Here is a 16929-nt window from a genome sequence, read left to right on the forward strand (position 1 = left end):
TGCGCGCCCCCTGCGGCGCTTCTTGACGAGACATCCCATGCCGAACCCCGACGCCGTCGGCCCCGCCGACATCGACCGTTTCATCCGCGACGGTTTCCTGCGCCTGGACAACGCCTTCCCGCGCGAACTTGCCGACAGGGCGCGCGCGATCCTGTGGCGCGACGTCGGCGGCGCTCCGGACGATCCCGCGACCTGGACCCGCCCCGTCGTGCGCCTCGGCCACTACGATCAGCCGCCCTTCCGCGAAGCAGCCAACACCCCCGCCCTGCACGCCGCCTTCGACGCCCTGGTCGGCGAAGGGCGCTGGCTGCCGCGCGGCGGGCTGGGGACCTTCCCGGTACGGTTCCCCTCGCCCGACGATCCGGGGGACGCCGGCTGGCATATCGACGTGAGTTTCGGCACGGAAAGCCCCGACTTTATGCAGTGGCGCGCCAACATCTTCTCGCGCGGGCGGGCGCTGCTGATGCTGTTCCTGTTCTCGGATGTCGGCGGGGACGACGCCCCGACGCGGATCCGGGTCGGCTCGCACCATGACATCGCCAGACGGCTGGCGCCCGCGGGCGAGGACGGGCTGACGCTGGGCGAGCTGGCGGCGGACGGGTTCGGGGGCTCGGCGCATCGGCCGGAGGCGCTGGCGACAGGCCCCGCCGGGACGGTCTATCTCTGCCATCCGTTCCTGGTGCACGCGGCCCAGCCGCATCGCGGGACGACGCCGCGGTTCATGGCCCAGCCGCCGCTCCTGCCGCGGGAGCCCTTGAGGCTGGAGCGCGAGGACGGCGGCTATTCCCCGGTGGAGCGGGCCGTCCGGCTAGCGCTCAGCGCGTGACCGGAAGCGTCCGGATTTCCACGGTTCCTCCGGCTTCGTAGGTCGGGTTGCCGGTCAGCAGCGTCCGTGCGGCCTCGAGGTCGGCGACCTCCACCCGGATGAAGCCGGCGATCGCCGCGCTCAGCGGTCCCGGCGCGCCGGCCTTGCGGAAGGTCTCGCCGGGGCCGATCGCGCTGCCGCCCCGCAGGACGCCCCGCGCCTGGAGATCGGCCAGATAGGCGTCCCAGGCGCCTTCGGGACCGGAGCCGTCGCCGTGCATCAGGAAGATGAACTCGGCCATGGCTCCGGTCCGTCCGTTGCTAGAGCTGCTTGATCGCCTTGCGGCCGAGGTAGATGGCCTGGTCGTCGAGCTGCTCCTCGATGCGCAGGAGCTGGTTGTACTTGGCCGTGCGGTCCGAGCGGGCCAGCGAGCCGGTCTTGATCTGGCCGCAGTTGGTGGCGACCGCCAGGTCGGCGATGGTGCTGTCCTCGGTCTCGCCCGAGCGGTGGCTCATCACGGCGGTGTAGCCGGCGCGGTGGGCCATATCGACGGCGTCGAGGGTCTCCGACAGGGTGCCGATCTGGTTGACCTTGACCAGGATCGAGTTGGCCAGGCCCTTCTCGACGCCCATCGACAGGCGCTCGGGGTTGGTGACGAACAGGTCGTCGCCGACCAGCTGAACCTTCTTGCCCAGGGCGGCGGTCAGCAGGCTCCAGCCCTCGAAGTCGTCTTCGGAGCAGCCGTCCTCGATGGTCACGATCGGGAACTTGGAGACGAGGCCTTCCAGGTAGGCGACCATGCCGGCCGGATCGACCGTCTTGCCTTCGCCTTCAAGCACGTACCGGCCGTTCTTGAAGAACTCGGTGGCGGCGACGTCCAGGCCCAGCACGAAGTCGTCGCCGGCCCGGTAGCCCGCGCTCTCGCCGGCCTTGACGATGAAGGCCAGGGCTTCTTCGGCGCTGCCGATGTTCGGGGCGAAGCCGCCTTCGTCGCCGACGTTGGTGTTGTGCCCGGCGTCCTTCAGGGCCTTCTTCAGGCCGTGGAAGATCTCGGCGCCCATGCGCAGGCCTTCGCGGAAGGTCGGCGCGCCGGTCGGCAGGATCATGAACTCCTGGATGTCGATCGGGTTGTCGGCGTGGGCGCCGCCGTTGATGATGTTCATCATCGGCACCGGCAGGACGCGGGCCGAGACGCCGCCGATGTACTTGTACAGCGGCAGGTCGGCGGCCACGGCGGCGGCCTTGGCCGTGGCCAGCGACACGCCCAGGATGGCGTTGGCGCCCAGGCGCGCCTTGTTCTTGGCGCCGTCCAGCTCGATCAGCAGGCTGTCGACGCGGCGCTGGTCCTCGGCGTCCACGCCGGCCAGGGCGTCGTAGATCTCGCCGTTGACGGCCTCGACGGCGTCCTCGACGCCCTTGCCGAGGTAGCGGTCCGCTTCGCCGTCCCGCTTCTCGACGGCTTCGTGAGCGCCGGTGGAGGCGCCCGACGGCACCGCGGCGCGGCCGAAGGAGCCGTCTTCCAGGATCACGTCGACTTCGACCGTCGGGTTGCCCCGGCTGTCGAGGATTTCGCGGGCGATGATGTCGACGATCTCGGTCATGGGGGCTCCGGGCTGGAAATGCGCGCCCCGCTTAGCCGCCTCCCCTCGAAATCGCAACCTGAGGGGCGTTTTTGGGTCAATTTTGGAACGTTCGGCCGCCCCTTCTGGTTATCGACTGTCGACCCAGGAGGCAGAACCATGGGCCGCGCCCAGACCGACATCGCCGAAATCGTCCAGGCCAACGACAAGTTGCTCAAGGCCTTGATCACCCTGCTGGCCATGCGCGACGAGCATCTGCTCGACGAACTGCGCACCGTCTTCGGACTGGCGGCGCTGGAAGGCAGCGAGCTGGGCCACGCCTCCGCGCCGGCCTGGCGTCACATCCGCCGCGAGCTGGCGATGATCGCCCGGCTGGTCGATGACGACGACGAGCCGACCGCTTCGCCGCCGCCGAGCTTCAGCTGACGGCCTAGAAACAGCCCTCGGCGTAGCGGATGGCCTCGCCGCCCGCATGGATGCGGCTGACGCGGCCCTGCCCGTCGATCTCGAAGCGCAGGCCGCTCTTGGGCGTCTTCCACCAGTAGAGGTCGTGGGCCGGCGGCAGGTCGTACGGCGCGCCCTCCTTGACCAGCCCCTTGTAGGTCGCGCGGACCTTGGCCACCGGGTCGCCGACCTTGACCCCCTCGGTCGTACGCCCGCCCTCGCTGGCCGAGGTGCGCACGACGCGGCCGTCCTCGATCATGAAGGAGAGGGCCCGGCTCTCGTCCAGCCCGTACTCCTCGCAGACCGCCGGATCGTCGCCGCCGCCGGAGATCGGCGCGGGCCGGATGGCCAGCGCTTCCTTGGCGGTCATGCCGACGCGCACCGGCCCCGCTCCCTCTGGCGACATCGGCGGCGGCGACTCCTGCGCCAGGACCGGCGCGGCGATGCAGAGGGCCAGGAGCGAAGCGGCGAACGGTCTGATCATCGCGCCAGTCTGGCGGTCCCCGCCCGGCCCCGCAACCGCGCTTGACTCTCCCGGCGGCAGCGCGCCCAACCCTGGCTGGAACGAAGGAGACGCCGCCATGCTGCTGGTCGACAAACAGGACGGGATCGCCGTCGTCACCCTGAACCGCCCGGAGGCGATGAACGCCCTCAGCAAGGCGCTGCGGTCGGAGCTTTACCGGGCCATGGTCGCGCTGGACGCCGATCCGGAGGTCAGCGTCGTCATCCTGACCGGCGCGGGCGAGCGGGCCTTCACCGCCGGCCTGGATCTGAAGGAGCTGGGCTCCGACGCCGGCGCCATGAGCGCGGCCAACGCCGAGGGCGCCGAGGAGAACCCCGTGAAGGCCATCGAGCTGTGCAAGAAGCCGGTCATCGGCGCGATCAACGGCGTCGCCATCACCGGCGGCTTCGAGGTGGCGCTGGCCTGCGACGTGCTGATCGCCTCGGAGAACGCCCGTTTCGCCGACACCCACGCACGCGTCGGGATCATGCCGGGCTGGGGCCTGTCGCAGAAGCTGTCGCGGCTGATCGGCCTCTACCGCGCCAAGGAGCTGAGCCTCACCGGCAACTTCCTGGACGCGCGAAAGGCCGAGGCCTGGGGCCTGGTCAGCCGGGTCGTCCCGGCCGAGGACCTGCTGCCGACCGCCCGCAAGCTGGCGGCCGACATGGCCACCATCCCGGTCGAGACCCTGGCCGCCTACAAGCGGATCATCGACGACGGCTTCGCCCTGAGCTTCGGCGAAGGCCTGGCGCTGGAGCATGCGCGGTCCAGCAAGCTGAACCGCCAGGTGACCCCGGAGGCCGTCGAGGCGCGTCGCGCCGGCATCCAGGCCCGCGCCCGGACGCAGTAGCCGGAGCGTCAAGCCATCAGCGGCGGCGGAGCCTGGCCTGCTCGGAACAGCAGCCGCCGCCGGCCGTAGTCCAGCTCGACCTTGGCGAACATTCGCAGGACGTCGACGCCGAGCAGAATGGCCGGCCGGTCGTCGAGCCGCCATTGCCGGAACAGGTGCAGGTCGCAGACCACCACCGGCACATGGCTGAAGCTCATCGTCCCGAGGCGCAACTGCGGAATGATCCGCCCCTCCCCGGTGACGGCATGATCGGTGACGCCGGCCAGCGTGACCTGCGGCGCGGAGCTTTGCCAGCGTCGCCGCGACCGCATCGCCTGGGCCAGGGCCGGATTGGCGATGGTCATGCTGGCCCCGGAATCGACGAAGGCCGTCGCGGCGATCGTCCCGACCCTGGCGCTGATGATGGTCAGATGACCATGGACCCCGTCTGTCGGCACGATCACCCATCGCGGATCGAGGCGGGCCGGCGAGGCGCCGGAGGCGGCGCGGATATCCAGCCGCCGCTGGCGGAAATCCAGGGTCAGCCTGCGGTTCTGCAGCACGTCCATGCCCAGCAGTCCGTCGGCGCCGAGCCGCGGCCGGTCTATCACCGGCAGTTCCTGGGGCGGCAGGGTCACCTCGCCGACCTTCAGCGCCGGACAACGCACCGTCGCGGTCACCTCCTGGCCGGTGATGCCGTGGATCAGGACCTTCCGCCCCGCCGGCAGGCCCAGCGCAGCGGCCACGTCCGAGGCCAGCACGCTGCGATCCGCGCCGGTGTCGACCACGAAATCGTAGCCCTCGACATTGCCGATCCGCACGGGGATCGTCATCCGCTCCTGGTCATCGCGTCCGGTCTTGAGGTTCACGCCGGTCTCCGGCGCTGGCTCGGCCCAAGCGACCGCGCTCGGCGCCAGCGCCCCAAGGGCGGCGACGATGCTGCGGCGGTTCCAGTCCATGCTCGTCTCCTCGATGACCGACCGCGTTCGCGGCGGCGGGGTCGTTCAGGCGGCCAGCGGCGTCGGCTCCCGCCCGGCTTGGAAGAGCATCTGCCGCCGGCCGTAGTCGAGCTCGATCCGGGAGAACAGACGCAGCACATTGGCCCCCAGCAGGATCGCCGCCTTGCCGGTCAGGCCCCATTGGTTGAACAGGTGCAGGTCGCTGACCACGACCGGCACGTTGCGGAACTTCAGGTCCCCCAGCGCCAGCCGGTCGAGCAGCCGCACCTCGCCGTACAGGACGTGCTGGGTGACGCCGGTCAGCATCACGCGCTGGGCGGGCTCTCGCCAGTAGCCGCGCTTTCGGACGGCCGCGGCCAGCGTCTCGTTGACGATGGTCATGCCGCCGCCCGAGTCGACGAACGCGGTCGCCAGGGCGCCGTAGGCCCGCGCGTCGATGACCGTCAGGCGGCCGAAGCTGTCGTGCGCCGGCACCAGGGCCGACCGCACGCCGCCGCCCCCGCCGTGATGGGGGCTGGTCGCCTGGATCTCGAACCGGCGCGCCTTGAAGTCCATGATCAGCCGTCGCCGCTGCAGGACGTCGACGCCCAGCAGGCCGTCGGCGCCCAGGCGGTCCCGGGGCAGGATGGGGAACTCCCGGCGCTTCAGCGCCACCCCGCCCACGACCAGGGGCGGCGCCTTGACCGTGGGGGTCATCTGGGCCCCGGTGATCCCGTGCACCAGCACCGGCTTCCCGGGCGGCAGCGCGAGGCTTTCGGCGAGATCGATCGCCAGCACGCTGCAGTCCGCGCCGGTGTCGACGACGAAGTCATGGGGCGGGCCGTCGCCCAGCCGGACCGGGATGGTGAGGCGGTCGTAGCGGTCCTGGCGCGCGTCGATCTGGACGGGCGTGTCGGGGAATTCCTCGGCCAGGACCCGGGGCGCGACCGCCAGCCCCCCCAGGCCGGCGGCGAAGTCTCGACGGCTCAGCATGGCGAGCCCTCCTTCCGCCCGCGCAGGCTAGCACATTGCAGAACGTCGGTCTTCGAATATGACGCGCCCGGAGGATCGCGGGGCAAAAGAAAACGCCCGAGGGCGGAACCCTCGGGCGTCTCGGATAGGTCGTCTTGAGACCGTCGGCGACGATCGCTGGAGAGCGATCAGTCTTCCTTCGGGGTCAGGACCTGGCGGCCGCGGTACATGCCGGTCTTCAGATCGACATGGTGCGGACGGCGCAGCTCGCCGGTGTCCTTGTCTTCCACGAAGCTGTTGGCGCCGAGGGCGTGGTGCGAACGACGCATGTTGCGGCGAGACGGGGATACTTTTCGCTTAGGAACGGCCATGGTCTGACTCTGCTTTGTCGGCGCGCCCCTAAGGGGCGTGAAAAATAGAAGCGGCGGCCGGTGGGCCGCCACGTGAGCGCGGGTGTATGCCTCAAACCCCCGCCGATTTCAAGGCCGGGTCGCGATCCCGCTTCAGGACGAAGTAGAGGCTGTCGAACCAGACCCCGTTGATCTCCAGCGTACGCGGGGCGAAGCCCGTACGCTCAAAGCCGTGCTTCTCCAGCAGCCGAACGGACGCAAGGTTGTTCGGATCGACTTCGGCGTGAATCTCTTCCAGGCCTCCGCCCGTGAACGCGGCGCGAATCACCGCGGCCAGGGCCTCGCTCGCCAGCCCCTGCCCCCAGTGGTCGCGACGCAGGATGTAGCCGAGCTCAGGCGGGCGCCAGAAGCCGACCTTGCCGATCGCCTCTCCGTCGCGCTCGATGATGAAGTCCAGGGTCGGGCCGGCCGCCTGGGCGTCCAGCATCAGGTTGATCCAGGCCTCGGTCTGGCCGCGATCCTCGTGGGGGGCCGTCGACCAGTGAGCCATGGCTTCCGGATCGCTGAAGATGGCGTGCATGCCGTCCACGTCCGAAGACCGGGCGGGACGGAGCAGCAGCCGTTCGGTGCGGATTTCCATCGGTTGGGCTCCTTGCGTCCTTCGAGACGCTCGCCCGAGGCTCGCGCCTCAGGATGACGAGTTCAGCAGGATGCGCCCGCCTTCGTCATGGTGAGGAGCGGACCCTCGGGTCCGCGTCTCGAACCACGCATGTTCACACCAGCCGGAGCGACGGGGACGCGTACGCTGGCGCGGACACGTCCCCAAACATCACACCAGCCGGCTCTGCTCCTTGGCCGCCGCGATGAAGCTGGCGAACAGCGGGTGCGGGGCGAACGGGCGGCTCTTGAGCTCGGGATGGTACTGCACGCCGATGAACCAGGGATGGTCCGGGCGCTCGACGATCTCGGGCAGAACGCCGTCCGGCGAACGGCCGGTCAGTTTCAGCCCGGCCTCCTCCATGCGGTCGCAGTAGCCGATGTTGACCTCGTAGCGATGCCGATGGCGCTCGAAGATGTCGTCGGAGCCGTAGATCTCGGCCACCTTCGACCCCGGCGTCAGCATCGCCTCGTAGGCCCCCAGACGCATCGTGCCGCCCAGGTCGTCGCCTTCCTGGCGGGCGACCCGCTCGTTGCCCTGGGTCCATTCGGTCATCAGGCCGACCGCCGGTTCGTCCGTCGGGCCGAACTCGGTCGACGAGGCGCCCTCGACCCCGGCGACGTTCCGCAGGGTCTCGATCACCGCCATCTGCATGCCGAAACAGATGCCGAAGTAGGGCACCTTCCGTTCGCGGGCGAACTGGGCCGCGCGGATCTTGCCTTCCGCGCCGCGCTCGCCGAAGCCGCCGGGCACCAGGATGGCGTGGGCGTTCTCCAGCCGCTCGGCGGCCGCGCCGTCGTCGCCCTCGAAGGTCTCGCTCTCGACCCAGTCGAGGTTGACCTTGACCTTGTTGGCCACGCCGCCGTGGTGGAGCGCCTCGATCAGCGACTTATAGGCGTCCTTCAGCACGGTGTACTTGCCGACCACGGCCACCGTGACCTCCCCGTCGGGGTTGGTGGTGATGTGGTCGATCTGCTGCCAGCGGCTCAGGTCCGGCGCCTTGGCGTCGCGGATGCCGAACACGTCCAGCACTTCGCGGTCCAGGCCCTGCTCGTGATAGTCGATCGGCACGGCGTAGATGGACGAGGAGTCCATCGCCTGGATCACCGCGCTCGGCCGCACGTTGCAGAACTGGCCGATCTTGCGCTTCTCCTCGGCCGGGATCGGCTGCTCGCAGCGACACAGCAGGATGTCCGGCTGGATGCCGATCGAGCGCAGCTCCTTCACCGAGTGCTGCGTCGGCTTGGTCTTCATCTCGCCGGCCGTCTTGATGAACGGCAGCAGCGTCAGGTGGATGTAGCAGCTGTCGCCGCGCGGCAGTTCCTGGCGCAGCTGGCGGATCGCCTCGAAGAACGGCAGCCCCTCGATGTCGCCGACCGTGCCGCCGATCTCGACCAGGACGAAATCGGCCTCGTCGCCGTTCTCGTCCACGGCCGGAGACAGGACGAAGTCCTTGATCTCGTTGGTGACGTGCGGGATCACCTGGACGGTCGCGCCGAGGTAGTCCCCGCGACGCTCCTTCTCAATGATCGTCTTGTAGATCTGACCGGTCGTGATGTTGTCCGCGCGGGACGCGTTCACGCCGGTGAAGCGCTCGTAGTGCCCCAGGTCGAGGTCGGTCTCGGCCCCATCATCGGTCACGAAGACCTCGCCGTGCTGGTACGGACTCATCGTACCGGGGTCGACGTTCAGATAGGGGTCGAGCTTGCGCAGGCGGACTTTGTAGCCGCGAGCCTGCAGGAGCGCGCCAAGAGCGGCGGACGCGAGACCTTTTCCCAATGAGGAAACCACGCCGCCGGTGATGAAGATGTACCGGGCCATGGGAATCCAGATTAGCGCCGATTCGAGATCGGCGCCCGTGATATCGACGGAACGTTGGTTTTGTCGGGCTCTTACTGGCCCTTGGGGGCCGGCTGCTGGGCCGGTTGCGCCGGCTGAGCCGGCTTGGCGGCCTCTTCCAGCAGCGTGCCCAGGGCGGGCTGGTTGACCTGCGGAGTCGGGGCGGTCAGGCCGCCCGTCGCCGGCGCGCCGGCCGCGCCCGGAGCCTGCGGCTGAACCGGCGGCTTCAGGGCGTTCGGGTCCAGCTTCTGTTCAATGACGCCGCCGCGGCCGACGACCGAGGTCTTCGAACGCTCGTGACCGACCAGGATGGTCAGAATCACGCTGAGGACCAGGAACACGCCGAACAGGATCCAGGTGGTGCGGGTCATGAAGTTGCCCGCGCCCCGCGCCGTCATGAAGCCCGACGGGCCGCCGCCCATGCCCAGCGCGCCGCCCTCCGACTGCTGCAGCAGCACGAAGCCGATCAGCAGCACGCAGACGATGATGTGGATGACGAGCAGGATATGCATCAGCATGGAAGTGCGCGGGTCCGTAGAGCGCGACGACGTCGCGGGCCGGTCGAAACGAAGCGGCCCCTCTAGCACTCCAGGGACGCGCACGCCATAGCTGGGCGCAGTCGGAGGTTTCGCAAGTCATGATTCTCGAAACCGAGCGTCTGGTGCTCGCCCCGGTCACCGCCGAGGACGCCGCCCTGCTCTTCCCTGTGATGGCCGATCCCGAGGTGATGGCCCACGTCGACGCCGCCCTGATGGACGATCCGGACATCGCCCTGGCCTTCGTCGAGGGCCAGGTCGGCGAGATGGAGCGGGACGAGGCCCTCTACTGGTCGGTGCGCACCACGGCCGACCGGCGCTACCTCGGCGCCTGCGACCTGTCGGACATCGACTGGCGGCATCACCGGGCCGAGGTCGGCTTCATCCTGGCCCGGCCGGCCTGGGGCCAGGGCTACGGCTACGAGGCCATGCAGGCGGTTCTCGCCCATGCCGCCTCGCTGGGCCTGCGCCGCCTCTGGGCCCGCACCCAGGTCGGCGACAACGCCTCCGAGAAGCTGCTGGTCAAGCTCGGCTTCGAGATGGAGGGCTACCTCAAGGGCCATGTCGACCGTGACGGCGACCGCCGCGACTGCCGGCTGTGGGGCCTGCTGCTGTAGCGGACACGCGGCTTCGCCGCCTCGCGGTTTTCGCCCGAGGGTGTGGGGAGGGTTGCGGAGCGCGTCCCGGCTTCGGTCCGGGTGAGCAGGGGTGGTGTGGGGTAAGCGTGAAACCGGGTCGTGGGCTCCGCGATGTCCGTTTGTCGGAAAGCGCCGGTAGGCAGCCCTGTTGAGGCTTAGCCGACACGCTCCGGCGGGCGGGCGCCCCACTGATGGACGTCCCGATGACCTCCCGCTCGAACACCATCCCCTCGCCGCTGGAGCACCGGCCGAGCGCCCTCCCCGTGCGACGGGATGAGCAGAGTATGGGCGCAGTCAGAGAGGCCGGGGATAAGTCGCGGTCTATCCCCGCGCTTTCACCCCGAAAGCCCCACGAAATCAGCGAATGCCCGCGCGGCTATCCCCGGGGACATGCTCCCGCAGGGTGCGTGTCCCCGGCGCTTCCGTGCGGGGTTCGAGACGCGGACCCGAGGGTCCGCTCCTCACCATGACGAACGTGGGCGCTTCTGAGATCGTCATCCGGAGGAGCGAGCACGGCGAGCGTCTCGAAGGACGCAAGGCGCATCCGCCCCACCTCGTCATCCTAGGGGCAGTTCACCTGCCAGGAGACGCCGAAACGGTCGTTGACCCAGCCGAAGCGGCGGCTGAAGCCATAGTGGTCGACGGGCATCAGGGCTTCGCCGCCCTCGCCCAGCAGGCCGACCAGGCGATCGACCTCGGCCGGGTCGTCGACCTCGACGAACAGCGACAGCGCGGGCGTGAAGGTAAAGGCGTGCTTCACGGTGCTGTCGTTGCAGATCACCTCCTGGCCGGCGACGCGGAAGCGGGCGAACATCACCCAGCCTTCGTGCTCGCCCTGCTCGGGGCCGTAGAGGACGGTGTCGAGGATCTCGGCGTCGGGCAGCACCGACACATAGAAGGCCATGGCCTCGCGGGCCCGGCCCTCGAACATCAGGAACGGTCGGACGGTCGTCCTCGTCATCGGCGTCTCCGGCGGTCGCGGCGAGGGCGCCAGCAAGCCCCTCGCCCCGCCGCCGGTCAAGACCGATCAGGCGGGCCCGAACTTGAAGACGCAGAGCTTGTTGCCGTCCGGGTCGCGGAAATAGGCGCCGTAGAAGCCGTCAGGGTTGTCGCCGCGCACGCCCGGCGCGCCTTCGCATGGCGCGCCCATCTCGCGGGCCTTGGCGTAGACCGCGTCGACCATGGCCCGCGTCGGCGCCGCCAGGGCGGTCATCGAGCCGTTGCCGGCCGTCGCCGTCTGCTCGTCATAGGGCGTGGTGATCCCGATGCAGGGGCGGTCGGCGCCGTAGATCCAGCCGCGGCCCGTGTTCATCATCCGCTTGCCGCCGAGCGGTTCGAACACCGCGTCGTAGAAGGCCAGCGAACGCTCCATGTCGTTCGATCCGATGGTCACATAGCCAAGCATGGCGTCCTCCCTGGGTTTTGTTGAGCAACCTTATGCCCGGGGATTCCCGCCCTGCGAAGTCAGGACGCCGCGCGCAGCAGCAGATTGGCCGCGGCCTCGGCCGGGCCGTCGCCCAGGAAGGCGACCGCGACCCAAGCCCGGCGCCGGAGCGAATAGGCGACCACGGCCTTCAGGCCCGGCATGCCGCCGGAATGGCCCAGCCACAGCTCGCTCTCGCCCGCCGCCTGGCCGGGCAGGTCGTAGAGCATCACCCCGCGGCCGTAGAACAGGCCGGTCTGGCCGAACATCGGATACAGCCGCTCGAACTGCCCGCGCACGACCTCGATCGGGATCAGCCGGCCGCCGAACAGGCCCTGCCAGAAGGCGATCATGTCCGGAGCCGAGGCCGCCACGGCGCCGGCGGCGAAGGGCGTGCGCAGATCGTCCGACGAACCGTCCCCCGACGCGGGCCGGGGGATGTCCGCCGGAACGCCGTCGGGACCGATCGCCACGGTTCGCTTCAGCCCCAGCGGCTCGATGATCCGCGCCGTGATCGACGCCGCGTAGGGCCGGCCGTCGACGGCCTCGATGATCCTGCCGAGCAGGACATAGCCGGTGTTGCTGTAGGCCCAGCTCCCGCCAGGGCAGAAGCCGGCCGGCCCGCGGCGGGCCACGTCCAGCGCCTGGGCCGGCGTCTTCCAGCCCGGCTTAGCGCGCAGGCCCGGATCCTCCTGAAAGCTGTACAGGCCGCTGGTGTGGCGCAGCAGGTCGTCGACCGTGATCAGGCCGCTGTTCGGAAAGTCGCGATCCCAGCGGTCCAGCCGGTCGGCCAGCGACAGCCGCCCCTCGGCGACCAGCTGCAGCACGACCACCGCGGTGAAGGCCTTGCCCGCGCTGGCCCAGAAGAAGCGATCCGGCGCCGCCGCCTCGGCCGTTTTCACGCTGCTCCAGGCCCCGCCGCCGGGGCGGACCAGCGCCGCCGTCAGGGTGTCGGTCTTCAGCCGCGCGGCGACATCGGCGAAGGCGGCGTCCAGCGCCTGGACCGGCTCGGCCGGAAAGGCCCCGGTCGCCGGGGTCGCCGCCTGCGCGAAGACCTCGGGCGGCGGCGAGGCGTGCAGCGCGGCGCCGGCGTAGTCCGCCCGCCCGCGACAGCGCTCGGCGGCCGAGGCAGGGCCCGCCGCCCCCGCTGCAGCCAGGCCGGCGAGCGCGGCCCGGCGCGTGGTTCCGATGATCGCCTCGCGCATCACGCCGCCCTCCCCCTGGCCCCGCCTTGGGGCGAGCGCCACCCTTCGAGCGGCTTGCGGCGTTTTCGCGGCGATCAGGCGGCGCGCAGCCGGCGGATCGTCTCGACCGTGGCGCGGACGCGATCCTCGATGCCTCGCCAGTCTCCGGCCGCGACCTGCGGGTTGGTGATCAGCTTGCTGCCCATGCCGCAGGCGACGATGCCGGCGCCGAACCATTCGCGCAGGCTGGCCTCCTCGGGCTCGACCCCGCCGGTCGGCATCAGCCGGGTCCAGGGCATCGGCCCCAGCACGTTCTTCACGAAGGCCGGCCCGCCGACGCTCTCGCCGGGGAACAGCTTGACGATCTCGCAGCCCAGCTCCTGGGCCTGGCTGATCTCCGACGCCGAGCCGCAGCCCGGGCTGTAGGGGATCATGCGCCGGTTGCAGACCTTGGCGACATCCGCGTTCAGGACCGGACCGACGATGAACTTCGCGCCATTGGCGATGTAGATCCCCGCGGTCGGCGCGTCGACGATGCTGCCCACCCCCATGATCACGCTCGGATCGGCCTTGGCGAAGTGACGCGCCACCTCCAGGAAGGTGTGGCTGGCGAAGTCGCTGCGGTTGGTGAACTCGATGCATTTGGCGCCGGCGTTCGAGCAGGCCTGAATCACCTGGATGCAGACCTCGGCGTCAGGGTGGAAAAAGACCGGGATCACCCCTTGATCCATCATTGCAGTCAGCACCGTCATGCGGTCGTGCGGCATTCGTCGCGCTCCAGTCTCCACCCGGCCCCTGCCTGTCATCATCCCGCGCAAAAGAGAAGGCCGCGCGGGCGAACGCCGATCGATTTTCCCACGCCGACATCCCTCATTTTAGGTATGGATCGACTCGAACCGGGAATCGTGATGACCCAGACCGCCATTCTATTCCACCAGCGCGCGATCTTCGCGAGCGCTCGCCTCGATGGAATCCATAGGCGTCAAGCAACGGCGGGGGGAGACGCGTTGTGGAAGCGTGGGGGTATCGGCTGAAGCGACTCAGCGCGGCGTCCTTGAACGAGGCCGCCCTGCAGACCCGCCGGCCGCTGTACGATCGTTCCAAGACCACCATCGGCGTGGTCCATTTCGGCCCCGGCGCGTTCCACCGGGCGCACCAGGCCGTCTATTTCGACCGCCTGCTCGCCGCCGACCCGCGCTGGGCGATCTGCGGCGTCTCGCTCCGCTCGTCCGAGGTGCAGGACGCCCTCGCGCCCCAGGACGGGCTGTACACCCTGCTGGAGCTGGGCGAGCGGACGCGGCCCAGGATCATCGGCGCCCTGACCCAGATCCTGGTGGCGCCGCGGGAGCCCGAGGCGGTCGCCGCCCGGCTGGCCGCCCCGACCACCCATCTGGTCACCCTGACCGTGACCCAGAGCGGTTACTGCCTGACGCCGGAGGGCGTGCTGGACCTGGCGCATCCCGACATCATCCACGATCTGTCCGGCGCGATGTGGCCGCGCAGCGTCGAGGGTTGGCTGGTCGAGGGGCTGCGCCGTCGGCGGGCGGCCCGCCTCCCCGCCTTCACGGTGCTCAGCTGCGACGACCTGCCGTCGAACGGCCGGCGGCTGCGCGAGGCGGTCATCGCCTTCGCCGCCCTGCGAGACCCGGAGCTGGCCCGCTGGATCGCCCGCGAGACGCGTTTTCCGCGCACCCTGTCCGACAGCATCACCCCCGCCACCGACGACGCCCTGCGGCTGCGGGCCGGCTGCGCCACGGGACTGATGGACGCCTGGCCGGTCCAGCGGGAGCCGTTCAGCCAATGGGTCATCGAGGACGACCTCGGCCCGGACCGGGACGCCCTGGCGGTCATCGCCACCCTGACCGACGAGGTCGAGGCTTGGGAGCAGGCTCAGCGCCACCTCCTGGGCGGCGTCCGCACCAGCCTGGCCTACCTGGGCCTGCTGCGCGGCCGGCGGACAGTTCGCGACGCCGTCGCCGACGAACCCTTGATCGGCTTTCTCAGGGCGATGCTGCTGGACGAGATCGTGCCGGTCCTGCAGGCGCCGCGCGATTTCAACGCCTCGGCCTATGTCGAGGCCTTGTTCGAACGGTTCCGCAACCCGGCCATCGAACACAAGCTGTCCCAACTGGCCTGGGACGGCTCCGACAAGCTGCCGGCGCGCATCCTGCCGATCATCGCCGACGCCCTGGCCGCCGACCGCAGCATCCGCCGCCTGGCCTATCCGGTCGCGGCCTGGATGCGGTTCGTGGTCCGGCAGGCCGCCGCCGCCGCCCCGTTGACTGATCCGCTCGCCGGGACGCTGGCGACGCTGGGCCGCCAGTGCGGCGGCGACGCCGCGCGCGACATCGAACGCTTTCTCACGCTCGACTGCGTCTTCCCCGCGCGGCTGACGCAGGATGCCAGGTTCCGCGAAGCCCTGGCCTGGGCCTACGCCCGGCTGCCCTCCGAGCTGGACAGCGGAACCTGATGCTGAGAGAGGGTCAGCGCCGGTTCCGCCCCTTGGCGCCGGTCGCGCCTTCCAGCGCCCCGTCGAGGCTGAATCGCCCCGCTCCATGAGCGGCGAAGTAGAGGCCGATCAACACCAGCGCGCCCGCGGGCCACATGCCGCGGATGCCGCCGAAGCGGTCGACCATGGCGATGGCGACCAGCATGTTGAGCGCCGCCAGGATGCCGGCCCAGCGCGTGAACAGGCCCAGGATCATGCCTACGCCGGCGGCCAGCTGGGTGTAGACCGACAGCGGCGCCAGCAGCTCCGGCGCCGGAAACTTGTGGCTGGTCAGAAAGGCGACGAACTTGGCCATGTCCGCCGGACTGGTCACGTTGTCCCAGACGCCCCAGATGAGGAAGCCGCCCGTCACCAGGCGAAGGGCCAGGATCGACGCGTCCTGATGGCGCGCCAGGCTCGGAAGAAACAGAAAGTCTCGCATGCTCGCCCCCAGATGATCCGCCGGCCGACGCTAGATCACTCCAGGGGAATCGTCATCAGGCGTCGCGACGGTGTAGAGAGCCGGCGGCGGTCCCGCCGTCCATGGAGCAGCCTGTGAGCGAAATCCTCGTCGACGCGCGCGGCCATCGATGCCCGGTCCCGACCCTGCGCCTGCGCAGGGCCATGGAGGCGGCGCCCGCCGGCGCGGTCGTGCGGCTGCTGGCCGACGACCCGATGGCGCGGGTCGACGTCCCTCATTTCGCGCGGGAGAAGGCCTACGTCGTCACCGACGCTGGCGAGACCGACGGGTCGCTGTTTTTCGTGGTTTCGAAGCCGGCCTGAGCTTCCGGGTGTGGAGGGCGATCTCCATCTCGGTGGCCAGGGCGCCGCCGAAGAACAGCGTGTTCACGTTCCAGCTCAGCCAGATCAGGAACACCACGATGGTGGCGACCGAGCCGTAGGTCGCGCCCAGATGCGCGATCTGCTCGACGTAGAAGGCGCAGAGCCAGGAGGCGAGCACCCCGACCACCGTGGCCGCGATCCCGCCGGCCACCGAAGCGCGCCAGGCCACGGGCTCGCGCGACATGGCGTAGCGGTAGATCAGCGTCAGGGCCAGGGCCATGCCGACGCTGGTCCAGGTCCATTCGCTGTACAGCCAGCCGACGCCGGCCAGCGGCTTGATGTTCCAGGCGATCGCCAGCACGCGGAAGGTCAGGAACAGAAACGATAGCAGGCCCATCGCGGCGATGGCGGCGATCAGCACCACCAGCGCCAGGATGTTGAACCCGAGGAAGCCGCGCTGGTTCTCCTCCTCATGGATGAACGACAGCCCGGCCAGCAGGGCCTTGAACCCTCGGTGCGCGGCGTAGCCGCCGATGACCAGGGCGACCATGCTCTGGGCGCTCAGGGACTGGGCCGGCGCATGGGCCAGACGCTTGAGCTCGCTGTCGAACAGACCCCGGGCGTCGGCGGGCAGCATCCGAGCCAGGGTGTCGGCCTGGGAGGCGACCTGGTCCGGCGTCGACAGCATGCCGTACAGGCCGATGCCGATCACCAGCAGCGGGAACACCGCCAGCATGATCCAGAAGGAGACCCCGCCGACGTACAGCATCACGTCCCGGCCCCACAGGCGTTGCAGCGACTTGCCCAGCACCACGAGGGTCGACCGCGTCCAGAGGAGCGGGTCGATGTCGAGGTGGGGGAATCGTCCGGGGCTCTTGGCGTCCGACATGGCGCGGAAACTGCCTTCGCGACGTCGTCAGCGCAATGTCAAAGGCGCGCCCGGGGGGACCGTGGCGCGCC

The 16929-nt window shown here is 70.0% G+C and carries 21 protein-coding genes; 6 read left to right on the forward strand and 15 right to left on the reverse strand.

Annotated features, from left to right (window positions below; all coding sequences use genetic code 11):
* Positions 1-37 precede the first annotated feature (37 nt).
* On the forward strand, positions 38-826 hold the full coding sequence (locus CSW64_RS11590) for a phytanoyl-CoA dioxygenase family protein (RefSeq protein WP_099622254.1): 789 nt from the start codon (positions 38-40) through the stop codon (positions 824-826).
* Here CSW64_RS11590 and CSW64_RS11595 read toward each other — a convergent pair.
* Positions 816-1106, reverse strand: a complete 291-nt coding sequence (locus tag CSW64_RS11595; RefSeq protein ID WP_099622255.1) for a YciI family protein — start codon at positions 1104-1106, stop codon at positions 816-818. The genes CSW64_RS11590 and CSW64_RS11595 overlap by 11 nt on opposite strands.
* 19 nt (positions 1107-1125) lie before the next feature.
* Complete coding sequence (gene eno / locus CSW64_RS11600) at positions 1126-2406, reverse strand: phosphopyruvate hydratase (RefSeq protein WP_099622256.1); 1281 nt, start codon at positions 2404-2406, stop codon at positions 1126-1128.
* Between the two features lie 138 nt (positions 2407-2544).
* On the opposite strand from eno, the gene CSW64_RS11605 reads away from it, so the two are divergent.
* Positions 2545-2811, forward strand: a complete 267-nt coding sequence (locus CSW64_RS11605) for a hypothetical protein (RefSeq protein WP_099622257.1) — start codon at positions 2545-2547, stop codon at positions 2809-2811.
* A 4-nt stretch (positions 2812-2815) separates the two neighbouring features.
* On the opposite strand, the gene CSW64_RS11610 is transcribed toward CSW64_RS11605, so the two are convergent.
* A complete protein-coding gene (locus CSW64_RS11610) occupies positions 2816-3313 on the reverse strand; it encodes a hypothetical protein (RefSeq protein WP_099622258.1) in 498 nt (165 codons plus the stop codon).
* 97 nt (positions 3314-3410) lie between these two features.
* Between CSW64_RS11610 and CSW64_RS11615 the strand changes: the two genes are divergently transcribed.
* On the forward strand, positions 3411-4181 hold the full coding sequence (locus tag CSW64_RS11615) for an enoyl-CoA hydratase (RefSeq protein ID WP_099622259.1): 771 nt from the start codon (positions 3411-3413) through the stop codon (positions 4179-4181).
* Between the two features lie 8 nt (positions 4182-4189).
* Here CSW64_RS11615 and CSW64_RS11620 read toward each other — a convergent pair whose 3' ends face one another.
* From CSW64_RS11620 to secG, 6 genes are all read right to left on the reverse strand, one after another.
* On the reverse strand, positions 4190-5119 hold the full coding sequence (locus CSW64_RS11620) for a retroviral-like aspartic protease family protein (protein ID WP_099622260.1): 930 nt from the start codon (positions 5117-5119) through the stop codon (positions 4190-4192).
* A 45-nt stretch (positions 5120-5164) separates the two neighbouring features.
* The gene (locus CSW64_RS11625; RefSeq protein WP_099622261.1) at positions 5165-6091 is read right to left on the reverse strand and encodes an aspartyl protease family protein; all 927 of its coding nucleotides are present in this window, start codon (positions 6089-6091) and stop codon (positions 5165-5167) included.
* A 167-nt stretch (positions 6092-6258) separates the two neighbouring features.
* Positions 6259-6441, reverse strand: a complete 183-nt coding sequence (gene rpmF, locus CSW64_RS11630) for a 50S ribosomal protein L32 (RefSeq protein ID WP_099622262.1) — start codon at positions 6439-6441, stop codon at positions 6259-6261.
* 91 nt (positions 6442-6532) lie between these two features.
* Positions 6533-7060, reverse strand: coding sequence for a GNAT family N-acetyltransferase (locus CSW64_RS11635; RefSeq protein WP_099622263.1), 528 nt, complete (start codon positions 7058-7060; stop codon positions 6533-6535).
* Positions 7061-7249: 189 nt separating this feature from the next.
* On the reverse strand, positions 7250-8899 hold the full coding sequence (locus CSW64_RS11640; RefSeq protein ID WP_099622264.1) for a CTP synthase: 1650 nt from the start codon (positions 8897-8899) through the stop codon (positions 7250-7252).
* A 71-nt stretch (positions 8900-8970) separates the two neighbouring features.
* Positions 8971-9435, reverse strand: coding sequence for a preprotein translocase subunit SecG (gene secG, locus CSW64_RS11645; protein WP_099622265.1), 465 nt, complete (start codon positions 9433-9435; stop codon positions 8971-8973).
* A gap of 119 nt (positions 9436-9554) precedes the next feature.
* Between secG and CSW64_RS11650 the strand changes: the two genes are divergently transcribed.
* The gene (locus CSW64_RS11650; protein ID WP_099622266.1) at positions 9555-10070 is read left to right on the forward strand and encodes a GNAT family N-acetyltransferase; all 516 of its coding nucleotides are present in this window, start codon (positions 9555-9557) and stop codon (positions 10068-10070) included.
* Positions 10071-10653: 583 nt separating this feature from the next.
* Here the strand turns inward: CSW64_RS11650 and CSW64_RS11655 are convergent.
* The 4 genes from CSW64_RS11655 to CSW64_RS11670 all read right to left on the reverse strand — a co-directional run bounded on the left by CSW64_RS11655 (position 10654) and on the right by CSW64_RS11670 (position 13465).
* On the reverse strand, positions 10654-11052 hold the full coding sequence (locus tag CSW64_RS11655) for a VOC family protein (RefSeq protein ID WP_099622267.1): 399 nt from the start codon (positions 11050-11052) through the stop codon (positions 10654-10656).
* A 66-nt stretch (positions 11053-11118) separates the two neighbouring features.
* Positions 11119-11496: a VOC family protein gene (locus CSW64_RS11660; RefSeq protein ID WP_099622268.1), complete on the reverse strand. Its 378-nt coding sequence runs from the start codon at positions 11494-11496 to the stop codon at positions 11119-11121.
* 59 nt (positions 11497-11555) lie between these two features.
* Positions 11556-12719 (reverse strand): serine hydrolase domain-containing protein, encoded by a 1164-nt coding sequence (locus CSW64_RS11665; RefSeq protein ID WP_099622269.1) that lies wholly within the window; start codon positions 12717-12719, stop codon positions 11556-11558.
* A gap of 74 nt (positions 12720-12793) precedes the next feature.
* Entirely contained in the window at positions 12794-13465 is a 672-nt protein-coding gene (locus CSW64_RS11670) for a bifunctional 4-hydroxy-2-oxoglutarate aldolase/2-dehydro-3-deoxy-phosphogluconate aldolase (protein ID WP_099622270.1), read from the reverse strand.
* Positions 13466-13752: 287 nt separating this feature from the next.
* Between CSW64_RS11670 and CSW64_RS11675 the strand changes: the two genes are divergently transcribed.
* Positions 13753-15168, forward strand: a complete 1416-nt coding sequence (locus tag CSW64_RS11675; RefSeq protein ID WP_245863678.1) for a mannitol dehydrogenase family protein — start codon at positions 13753-13755, stop codon at positions 15166-15168.
* A gap of 13 nt (positions 15169-15181) precedes the next feature.
* On the opposite strand, the gene CSW64_RS11680 is transcribed toward CSW64_RS11675, so the two are convergent.
* Entirely contained in the window at positions 15182-15628 is a 447-nt protein-coding gene (locus CSW64_RS11680; RefSeq protein WP_099622271.1) for a DoxX family protein, read from the reverse strand.
* Between the two features lie 101 nt (positions 15629-15729).
* On the opposite strand from CSW64_RS11680, the gene CSW64_RS11685 reads away from it, so the two are divergent.
* Entirely contained in the window at positions 15730-15969 is a 240-nt protein-coding gene (locus CSW64_RS11685) for a sulfurtransferase TusA family protein (RefSeq protein WP_099622272.1), read from the forward strand.
* Here CSW64_RS11685 and CSW64_RS11690 read toward each other — a convergent pair.
* Positions 15911-16858: a YihY/virulence factor BrkB family protein gene (locus tag CSW64_RS11690; RefSeq protein WP_099622273.1), complete on the reverse strand. Its 948-nt coding sequence runs from the start codon at positions 16856-16858 to the stop codon at positions 15911-15913. The genes CSW64_RS11685 and CSW64_RS11690 overlap by 59 nt on opposite strands.
* Between the last annotated feature and the right edge of the window lie 71 nt (positions 16859-16929).

The sequence above is a fragment of the Caulobacter mirabilis genome (assembly GCF_002749615.1).
In the GTDB taxonomy this organism is placed as follows: Bacteria; Pseudomonadota; Alphaproteobacteria; order Caulobacterales; family Caulobacteraceae; genus Caulobacter; species Caulobacter mirabilis.

Bases quoted from the DNA above. Each gene is read 5' to 3' on its own strand.
- CSW64_RS11590 (WP_099622254.1), top strand. From the start codon at position 38: ATGCCGAACCCCGACGCCGTCGGCCCCGCCGACATCGACCGTTTCATC.
- CSW64_RS11595 (WP_099622255.1), bottom strand. From the start codon at position 1,106: ATGGCCGAGTTCATCTTCCTGATGCACGGCGACGGCTCCGGTCCCGAA.
- eno (WP_099622256.1), bottom strand. From the start codon at position 2,406: ATGACCGAGATCGTCGACATCATCGCCCGCGAAATCCTCGACAGCCGG.
- CSW64_RS11605 (WP_099622257.1), top strand. From the start codon at position 2,545: ATGGGCCGCGCCCAGACCGACATCGCCGAAATCGTCCAGGCCAACGAC.
- CSW64_RS11610 (WP_099622258.1), bottom strand. From the start codon at position 3,313: ATGATCAGACCGTTCGCCGCTTCGCTCCTGGCCCTCTGCATCGCCGCG.
- CSW64_RS11615 (WP_099622259.1), top strand. From the start codon at position 3,411: ATGCTGCTGGTCGACAAACAGGACGGGATCGCCGTCGTCACCCTGAAC.
- CSW64_RS11620 (WP_099622260.1), bottom strand. From the start codon at position 5,119: ATGGACTGGAACCGCCGCAGCATCGTCGCCGCCCTTGGGGCGCTGGCG.
- CSW64_RS11625 (WP_099622261.1), bottom strand. From the start codon at position 6,091: ATGCTGAGCCGTCGAGACTTCGCCGCCGGCCTGGGGGGGCTGGCGGTC.
- rpmF (WP_099622262.1), bottom strand. From the start codon at position 6,441: ATGGCCGTTCCTAAGCGAAAAGTATCCCCGTCTCGCCGCAACATGCGT.
- CSW64_RS11635 (WP_099622263.1), bottom strand. From the start codon at position 7,060: ATGGAAATCCGCACCGAACGGCTGCTGCTCCGTCCCGCCCGGTCTTCG.
- CSW64_RS11640 (WP_099622264.1), bottom strand. From the start codon at position 8,899: ATGGCCCGGTACATCTTCATCACCGGCGGCGTGGTTTCCTCATTGGGA.
- secG (WP_099622265.1), bottom strand. From the start codon at position 9,435: ATGCTGATGCATATCCTGCTCGTCATCCACATCATCGTCTGCGTGCTG.
- CSW64_RS11650 (WP_099622266.1), top strand. From the start codon at position 9,555: ATGATTCTCGAAACCGAGCGTCTGGTGCTCGCCCCGGTCACCGCCGAG.
- CSW64_RS11655 (WP_099622267.1), bottom strand. From the start codon at position 11,052: ATGACGAGGACGACCGTCCGACCGTTCCTGATGTTCGAGGGCCGGGCC.
- CSW64_RS11660 (WP_099622268.1), bottom strand. From the start codon at position 11,496: ATGCTTGGCTATGTGACCATCGGATCGAACGACATGGAGCGTTCGCTG.
- CSW64_RS11665 (WP_099622269.1), bottom strand. From the start codon at position 12,719: ATGCGCGAGGCGATCATCGGAACCACGCGCCGGGCCGCGCTCGCCGGC.
- CSW64_RS11670 (WP_099622270.1), bottom strand. From the start codon at position 13,465: ATGCCGCACGACCGCATGACGGTGCTGACTGCAATGATGGATCAAGGG.
- CSW64_RS11680 (WP_099622271.1), bottom strand. From the start codon at position 15,628: ATGCGAGACTTTCTGTTTCTTCCGAGCCTGGCGCGCCATCAGGACGCG.
- CSW64_RS11685 (WP_099622272.1), top strand. From the start codon at position 15,730: ATGGAGCAGCCTGTGAGCGAAATCCTCGTCGACGCGCGCGGCCATCGA.
- CSW64_RS11690 (WP_099622273.1), bottom strand. From the start codon at position 16,858: ATGTCGGACGCCAAGAGCCCCGGACGATTCCCCCACCTCGACATCGAC.